General features: G+C 61.7%; 7 protein-coding genes. 2 read left to right on the forward strand and 5 right to left on the reverse strand.

The genetic code is table 11. The features are described from left to right. The 5 genes from ABR948_RS25385 to ABR948_RS25405 form a co-directional block, all read right to left on the reverse strand. A partial coding sequence (locus ABR948_RS25385; protein WP_428123253.1) for a twin-arginine translocation signal domain-containing protein occupies nt 1–48 on the reverse strand: 48 nt, incomplete at its 3' end. A 15-nt stretch (nt 49–63) separates the two neighbouring features. Beyond that, nucleotides 64–633, reverse strand: coding sequence for a carbohydrate-binding family 9-like protein (locus ABR948_RS25390; RefSeq protein WP_428123243.1), 570 nt, complete (start codon nt 631–633; stop codon nt 64–66). Between the two features lie 173 nt (nt 634–806). After that, on the reverse strand, nt 807–3569 hold the full coding sequence (gene gyrA, locus ABR948_RS25395; RefSeq protein ID WP_428123245.1) for a DNA gyrase subunit A: 2763 nt from the start codon (nt 3567–3569) through the stop codon (nt 807–809). Between the two features lie 168 nt (nt 3570–3737). Further along, nucleotides 3738–4136: a DUF2306 domain-containing protein gene (locus tag ABR948_RS25400; protein ID WP_428123247.1), complete on the reverse strand. Its 399-nt coding sequence runs from the start codon at nt 4134–4136 to the stop codon at nt 3738–3740. 224 nt (nt 4137–4360) lie between these two features. After that, nucleotides 4361–4867, reverse strand: coding sequence for a single-stranded DNA-binding protein (locus tag ABR948_RS25405; RefSeq protein ID WP_428123249.1), 507 nt, complete (start codon nt 4865–4867; stop codon nt 4361–4363). A 534-nt stretch (nt 4868–5401) separates the two neighbouring features. Here ABR948_RS25405 and ABR948_RS25410 point away from each other — a divergent pair. Both ABR948_RS25410 and uvrA read left to right on the forward strand, forming a co-directional pair. Beyond that, a complete protein-coding gene (locus ABR948_RS25410) occupies nt 5402–6151 on the forward strand; it encodes an outer membrane protein (protein ID WP_428123250.1) in 750 nt (249 codons plus the stop codon). Between the two features lie 278 nt (nt 6152–6429). After that, on the forward strand, nt 6430–8492 hold a 2063-nt coding region (uvrA, locus tag ABR948_RS25415), incomplete at its 3' end, for an excinuclease ABC subunit UvrA (protein WP_428123252.1).

Here is an 8492-nt window from a genome sequence, read left to right on the forward strand (position 1 = left end):
CTGTGCCGACAAACCGCCGGTGGCCTTCAGGAAATCGCGTCTCTGCATTGGTTTCCCTCCGAACTATTCACATTGAAGCAAGGACTGGAAAAATTGCGGCTGATGGAAGTTCGGCTTTTTTTCCTTCGGGAGAAATGAACTCCAATAGCTGCGTGGCGCGCGTTCCAAAATGGAATAGAAATTTCCCCGGATGTTTTTGGGATCGCCGTCCCAGCCCAAGGGCTTGAGTGGAATCTTCAATTCCGCCGTCCAGCCGTGCGGCACGATTGTCGCGCGCGACATCAGGCCCAGATCGACACCCTCCTGATGCAGGGCACGACTGACGATCCTCACCTGAAAGCTCTGGTTGAACGGCGATACTTCAAACTCAAAGTACGGAAAGCCGCTGTCCGAAAACGTCACGAACAATTCCACCACGTCAAAGTCATAAGGATGTTGTCGAGGCCCGAGAACCTTTCGGGCGTTCAGCGGCGCGGTCACTGAATAGCTCACGGTCAAGACATCGTCCGCAAGCGAGGTTTTCACGTGGACGGGCTGTTTGAGAACCGACTTCGTTGGCGCGACCAATGACAGGTCGCAGGCCAGAGCGCCCGGAGGGATCAGCAAAATCGCAATCAGCAGGAATAATCTCATCACTGACCGAATCACCCCCGGTAGCGACAATGTAATCGTGCAACCTCTTATAGTGCGGACACAATCGGCCCGCGAGGCCTCGCTCCGAACAGGGCTGGTTGACCTGTTCGATGGATCAATGGAATGGCCCGGCGTTGGCGTCCGCGCGTGAGCGGATAGCGAAATTCCCTTCGCTATTCGCTGTCGCCATTGCCTCCATTGCCGTTCTCGGCTTCCTCGCCGATGTGCTCGACCGACACCACATGCTCGTCTTCGGCGGTGTCGAACACGATAACGCCCTGGGTCGAGCGGCCGGCGATCCGGATGCCCTCGACCGGACAGCGGATCAGCTGACCCTTATCGGTCACCAGCATGATCTGGTCGCTCTCCTCGACCGGGAACGACGCCACCAGCTTGCCGTTGCGGTTGTTGACCGACATCGCCACGATGCCTTTGCCGCCGCGGCCGGTGGTCCGGTATTCGTAAGACGAAGTCCGCTTGCCGAATCCATTCACCGAGACCGTCAGCACGACCTGTTCCTGCGCCGACATCTCGACATAGCGCTCGGAACTGAGCTGGATGCTGCCGGAGGTCTCTTCGGTATCGGCTTCCGCTTCTTCGGCCCCAGTCTCCGCAGCCGTACCTTCCCCATTGACGGTTTCGCCGGCCACCGCCCGGCGCATTTTCAGGTAGGCGGAGCGCTCATCCGATGTGGCCTCGACATGGCGCAGGATCGCCAGCGAGATCAGTCTGTCGCCCTCGGCCAAGGCGATGCCGCGCACGCCCATCGAGGTGCGGCCCGTGAATACCCGCACGTCAGTGACCGGGAAGCGGATGCACTGGCCGCCGGCGGCGGTCAGCAACACGTCGTCGCGCTCGGTGCAGATCTGCACGTCGACAATCGCCTCGTCGTCATCGAGCTTCATGGCGATGATGCCGGAGCGCCGGACGTCGACAAAGTCGGACAATTTGTTGCGGCGGACGGTGCCGCCGGTGGTCGCGAACATCACGTCGAGATTGCCCCAGGAGGATTCATCCTCGGGCAGCGGCATGATGGTGGTGATGCGCTCGCCCTGCTCCAGCGGCAGGATGTTGATCAACGCCTTGCCGCGGCCGTTCGGCGCCGCCACCGGCAGGCGCCAGACCTTTTCCTTGTAGACCTGGCCGCGCGACGAGAAGAACAGCACCGGGGTATGGGTCGAGGCCACGAACAGGCGGCTGACGAAATCCTCATCGCGGGTCTGCATGCCCGAGCGGCCCTTGCCGCCGCGCCGCTGCGCGCGGTAGGCCGACAGCGGCACCCGCTTGACGTAACCGGCATGCGAGACGGTGACCACCATGTCCTCGCGCTGGATCAGGTCCTCGTCCTCGACCTCGTCCTCAAACTCGGCGATCACGGTCTTGCGCGGGGTCGCGAATTCGGACTTCACATCCGCCAGTTCGGTCTTGATGATGGCCTGCACGCGGGCGCGCGAACGCAGGATATCGAGGTAATCGTTGATTTCGACCGCAAGCTTGTCGAGCTCCTGGCCGATCTCCTCGCGGCCGAGCGCCGTCAGGCGCGCCAGCCGCAGGTCGAGAATGGCCTTGGCCTGCTCGAACGACAGCCGCGCGGTGCCGTCTTCGGCGAGCCGGTGCCGGGGATCGTCGATCAGCGTGATCATCGCCGCGACGTCCTTGGCCGCCCAGTCGCGCGACATCAGGGTATCGCGCGCGGTGTTGGGATCCGGCGAGGTCCGGATCACATGGATGATCTCGTCGATATTGGCCACCGCGATCGCCAGCCCAACCAGGATATGGGCGCGGTCGCGGGCCTTGTTGAGCAGGAACTTGGTTCGACGGGTCACCACCTGTTCGCGGAACGCGATGAACAGAGTGAGCAGGTCCTTCAAATTCATCAGCTGCGGACGCCCGGCGTCCAGCGCCACCATGTTGGCGCCGAAATTGCTCTGCAGCGGCGTGAACTTGTATATCTGGTTGAGCACGACCTCGGGAACCGCGTCGCGCTTGAGCTCGATGACCACGCGAATGCCGTCGCGGTCGGATTCGTCGCGCAGTTCGGAAATGCCCTCGACCTTCTTGTCGCGCACCAGTTCGGCGATGCGCTCGACCATGCTGGCCTTGTTCACCTGGTAGGGAATTTCCGAGATGAAGATGGCTTCGCGGTCCTTGCGGATGGTGTCGATTTTGACCTTGCCGCGCATCACGATCGAGCCGCGGCCGAGGTGATAGGCTGAGCGGATCCCCTGGCGACCGAGAATGATGCCGCCGGTCGGGAAATCCGGGCCGGGAATGATCTTGATCAGGTCGTCGATGCCGAGCGCCGGATCCTCGATCAGCGCCACGCAGGCGTCGATCACTTCGCCGAGATTGTGCGGCGGGATGTTGGTCGCCATGCCCACGGCAATGCCGCCGGCGCCATTGACCAGGAGATTCGGAAACTTCGCCGGCAGGACCCGCGGTTCCTGGAACGCACCGTCGTAGTTATCCTGGTAATCGACGGTGTCCTTGTCGATGTCGTCGAGCAGCGAGTGCGCGATCTTGGTCAGCCGGGATTCGGTGTAACGCATCGCCGCGGCCGTATCGCCGTCGACCGAGCCGAAATTGCCCTGCCCGTCGATCAAGGGCACGCGCATGGAGAAATCCTGCGCCATGCGCACCATCGCGTCGTAGACCGACTGGTCGCCGTGGGGATGGTATTTACCGATCACGTCGCCGACGGTGCGCGCCGACTTGCGGTACGGCTTGTTCCATTCAAAGCCGTTCTCATACATCGCATAGAGAATACGGCGATGAACCGGCTTCAGACCGTCGCGCGCATCCGGCAACGCGCGCGCCACGATCACGCTCATGGCGTAATCGAGATAGGAGCGCTTCATCTCGTCGAGGATGGATACGGGACGAATATCCGAGGGTCCCGGCGGCTCTCCGGGCTTCGCATCTTCAGGGTCAGACAAGGGGGAAATCCGGTCAGTTTTAGATGAGAATCATATAGCTCATCAGGGCCCTCGAAACCACCCTTAACTCCGCGGCGTGAGCGGTTTTTCCCTTCGTTTTTCCAGAGACTTACGGGGCAACTGAACGGCGCCGCCGCGACCGCCAAAGCGGCCCTGGCGAGGAGGGCTTTAAGGACCGAACACCACGGCGTGCATGATCCGCCCCGGAACCAATGTGAACAGCCCGGCGATGACAAGCGCACCCGAGAAAATAAGGATCATGATGAGGCGATGAGCGGCGACCTGATGCGTGTGCGCTTTCCACACAGCCAGTGGAAGCATCGTGAGCGTGAAGATCGACAGCAGATGGATCGGGCTCCAGGGCCCCAGCAACCGGATCTGATGGATCCAGAACGAACTGAGCGCCACCGACAGCATCAGGCCAACCCAGATCCAGCCCAGCGTGCGATGGGGCAGCGTTCCCTTGGGCGCAGCGAACTGGACGACACCGAGCGCGAACGCGGCCATCGCCGCGAAGGCGTGGACGGGAATCGCCGGCGCGGCGTCGAGCAATGGTGCGAGGCTCATGGTTGGATTCCAGCGCCTTATTGAAATCGAACTTAAACCAGTCTTTTGATAATCTTATGACCGTATTACGAGATTTTACTTTATGTTTCTACCAGATCACTTCATGATACCCGAACACATGATGCCCGAACGCCAGAAGCACGGGCGCGCTCGCCCGTGCCTTGATACGGCAAGTCCTTAAACGGCAAGTCCTCAAAACGGCATTTGCTCAAAACGGCAAGCCGTCAGAACGGGATATCGTCGTCCATGTCGCTGTTGCGGGCGCCGCCTGCGACGGCACGGCGCGGGGCCGCGCCTGACGGTCCGCCGGAGCCGAAATCGCCGCCACCGCCGCCGCCACCTTGGTCATCGGGCCCGAAATTGCCGCCACCGCCGCCGCTGCGGCCATCGAGCATGGTCAGCGTCGAGTTGAATCCCTGCAGCACCACCTCGGTCGAGTATTTCTCGACCCCGCTCTGGTCGGTCCATTTGCGGGTCTGCAACGCGCCTTCGATGTAAACCTTGGCGCCCTTCTTGAGATACTGCTCGACAATCTTGCAGAGCGGCTCGGAGAAGATCACCACCCGATGCCACTCGGTCTTTTCCTTGCGCTCGCCGGTGGCCTTGTCGCGCCAGGTATCCGACGTCGCGATGCTCAAATTGGCAATCGGCCGCCCATCCTGGGTCCGCCGGATCTCCGGATCCTTGCCGAGATTACCGACCAGAATCACCTTGTTCACGCTTCCCGCCATCGCCGCTCTCCACTCTCATCCATTACTGGCATCAATTACCGGCATCCACTGCTGGACCCGCCCGGCACCCGGCCATCGGCCTGAGCTCCGGTCGCCTTCGTATCCCGCCAGGATTTCCATGGGATCACCCTGAACCGACCCTATACGCTCGCCGGCCCCGCGATCCCCCAAGATCCCCACGCGATCCCCGGTTATCCACATATAGCAATCCCCGCCGGAATGTTCCAGTTTTGTTCCATGGATGCCGTCGCGACGGTATGATGATATTTTTGCAGGCGCAGTCCCCCGGAAAAGTGTTACAGATCATTAACTTCCGGAAGTTTCAGTTCGCCTCCGACTGTTGCATTTCGGAGACTGCTTTTTATCCGCCGCCCCGATATATTATCGGTTGAAATTGATGGGCGTCGCGCCCGGATTATTGCAAACGCGTCAAACCAAAACCGCTTCAAGACGACAAACCTTCAAGACACAAAACTTTCAACACAACGAAGCTATCAAACTAGCTGAAGCAAGAAGACGGCCGGAGAGATTTCGATGAAGAGGTTTTGGCTCGGTGCTATCGGTCTCGTCGCGCTGGGCCTGGCTGCGCCCGCGGTCGCGGCCGATCTTCCCGCACAAGCCTACACCAAGACGCCGGTGATGATCCCCGTCGTCTATGATTGGACCGGCTGGTACAGCGGCATCAACGGCGGCTGGGGAACTGAAAACCGCTGCTTCGACTCAACGACCGCAGCCGGTGCCTTCATCGCTTCCGATGGTTGCCACGGCACGTCGGGCGGCGTCGCCGGTGGTCAGATCGGTTATCGCTGGCAGACCGGCGGATGGGTGTTCGGTCTGGAAGCGCAAGGCGATTGGGCTGGTCTCAGCGGCAGCAGCGCGAGCCTCCTGACTCCCGGAACCACCGATCGTTCGCGGATGGATGCGTTTGGCCTGTTCACCGGCCAGGTCGGTTACGCCTGGAACACCGCTTTGCTTTACGCCAAGGGCGGCGCGGCCGTGGTCGCCGACCGCAACGACATGCTCACCGCCGGCGTGGTTACCGCGACGGCTTCCGGCGACAACCGCTGGGGCGGCTCGATCGGCGCTGGCCTTGAATTCTCGTTTGCACCGAACTGGTCGGCGGCGGTTGAATACGATCACCTGTTCATCGCCAATGGCCTGACGAGCTTCACCTCCACCGCGACCGGCACGCTGGTTGGCTCCGACCGCATTCACGGCGACGCCGACATGGTCACCGCGCGCATCAACTATCGCTGGGGCGGCCCGGTCATCAGCAAATACTGATCAACGACTGATCTGCGCTCAAGACGCGTTTCTCAATCGCAAATCAGAATCGATACCAGGCCGGTCTCGCGCCGGCCTTTTTGTTGGCAGTTCCCATCAAGCTGCTGCCTTCTGCCGCCATTGCTGGCTGGTTTTGCAACAAACCGTTGATGGTTTTCACGCGGCACTGGAAATCGTTTCCCGTTCTTCCTATGTTCCGAGCTCACCCATTGGCGTCCGATCCCGGTTTCCGGCGAGCGCGCCTGAATGTGCGCGGCTGACGCGCTGGGAATGCCGATATGGATGAAGTGATCAGGGCGAAGCGCCACCAGAACGCGAGCAGCCAGCGCGCGATCACCATTCGCGGCGCGCGCGAACACAATCTCAAGAACATCGACGTCGAGATACCCCGCGACAGGCTGGTGGTGTTCACGGGCCTGTCGGGCTCGGGCAAATCATCGCTGGCCTTCGACACCATCTATGCCGAGGGACAGCGGCGCTACGTCGAATCGCTCTCCGCCTATGCGCGCCAGTTCCTGGAGATGATGCAGAAGCCGGATGTCGACCAGATCGACGGCCTGTCGCCGGCGATCTCGATCGAGCAGAAGACCACCTCGAAGAATCCGCGCTCGACCGTCGGCACCGTCACCGAGATCTACGATTACATGCGGCTGTTGTGGGCGCGGGTCGGCGTGCCCTATTCGCCCGCCACGGGACTGCCGATCGAAAGCCAGATCGTCTCGCAGATGGTCGACCGGGTGCTGGCGCTGCCCGAGGGCACAAGGCTCTATCTGCTGGCGCCGGTCGTGCGCGGCCGCAAGGGCGAATACAGGAAGGAACTCGCCGACTATCTCAAGAAGGGATTCCAGCGGGTCAAGATCGACGGCAGCTTCCACGAACTCGCGGAAGCGCCGACGCTCGACAAGAAATTCCCGCATGACATCGACGTCGTGGTCGACCGCATCGTGGTGCGGCCCGACATCGGCCAGCGCCTGGCCGAGAGTTTTGAGACCGCGCTGAAACTCGCCGAAGGGCTGGCGGTGATCGAATATGCCGATGCGCCCGCAATCGCCTCCTCTTCTCTTGTCACCTCTCCCCTTGTGGGAGAGGTCGACCGGCCAAAGGCCGGTCGGGAGAGGGGTAAGCAGCGAGCGCCGGAGTCCGTTGCTACCCCCCTCCCCAACCCCGAGAGCGAGCTTCGCTCGCCTCTGACCCCGCAAGGGGGGAGGGAGCAGGCTGAGGCTGCGACCAAGAAGGTTGCAAAGATCCACGACAAAAGTGGCCCGGAACGGATTCTGTTCTCGGAAAAATTCGCCTGCCCGGTCTCCGGCTTCACCATTCCGGAAATCGAGCCCAGACTCTTTTCCTTCAACAATCCCTATGGCGCCTGCCCGGCCTGCGGCGGGCTCGGGGTCGAGCAGCATATCGACGAAGAGCTTGTGATTCCCGACAAGGAACTGACGCTGCGCAAGGGCGCGATCGCGCCGTGGGCGAAATCGTCGTCGCCCTATTACATCCAGACCCTGACCGCGCTCGGCAAGTTCTACAAGTTCACGCTCGACACCAAATGGAAGGATCTGCCGAAGAAGACCAAGGACGCGATCCTGCATGGCTCCGGCGAGGACGAAATCAAGTTCGCCTATGAAGACGGCGTGCGCTCCTACGACACCAAGAAGCCGTTCGAGGGCGTCATCACCAATCTCGACCGTCGGTTTCGGGAAACCGAAAGCGAATGGGCGCGCGAGGAACTCGGCAAGTATTTTTCCGACATTCCCTGCGAAGCCTGCCACGGCTACCGGCTCAAGCCGGAGGCGCTGTGCGTCAAGATCGGCGGCAAGCATATCGGCGAAATCTCCGAACTCTCCGTCCGCCGCGCCGGCGAATGGTTCGAGACCGTGCCAAAGGCGCTCAACGCGCAGCAGAATGAGATCGCCGCGCGGGTGCTGAAGGAAATCCGCGAGCGGCTGTCGTTCCTGCTCGATGTCGGCCTCAACTACCTGACGCTGGCGCGCGCCTCCGGCACGCTGTCCGGCGGCGAGAGCCAGCGCATCCGGCTGGCCTCGCAGATCGGCTCGGGGCTGACAGGCGTGCTCTATGTGCTGGACGAGCCCTCGATCGGCCTGCACCAGCGCGACAATGCGCGGCTGCTGGAGACGCTGAAGCGGCTGCGCGACCTCGGCAATACCGTGATCGTGGTCGAGCATGACGAGGACGCCATCCGGCTCGCCGACCACGTGCTCGACATCGGCCCCGGCGCCGGCATGCATGGCGGCCATGTCGTCGCCGAGGGCACGCCCGCCGACATCATGCGGAATGCAAAATCGCTGACCGGAAAATATCTCACCGGCGAATTGTCGGTCGA

The sequence above is a fragment of the Bradyrhizobium sp. genome, from assembly GCF_050014615.1.
Taxonomy (GTDB): domain Bacteria; phylum Pseudomonadota; class Alphaproteobacteria; order Rhizobiales; family Xanthobacteraceae; genus Bradyrhizobium.

Bases quoted from the DNA above. Each gene is read 5' to 3' on its own strand.
- ABR948_RS25390 (WP_428123243.1), bottom strand. From the start codon at position 633: ATGAGATTATTCCTGCTGATTGCGATTTTGCTGATCCCTCCGGGCGCT.
- ABR948_RS25400 (WP_428123247.1), bottom strand. From the start codon at position 4,136: ATGAGCCTCGCACCATTGCTCGACGCCGCGCCGGCGATTCCCGTCCAC.
- ABR948_RS25405 (WP_428123249.1), bottom strand. From the start codon at position 4,867: ATGGCGGGAAGCGTGAACAAGGTGATTCTGGTCGGTAATCTCGGCAAG.
- ABR948_RS25410 (WP_428123250.1), top strand. From the start codon at position 5,402: ATGAAGAGGTTTTGGCTCGGTGCTATCGGTCTCGTCGCGCTGGGCCTG.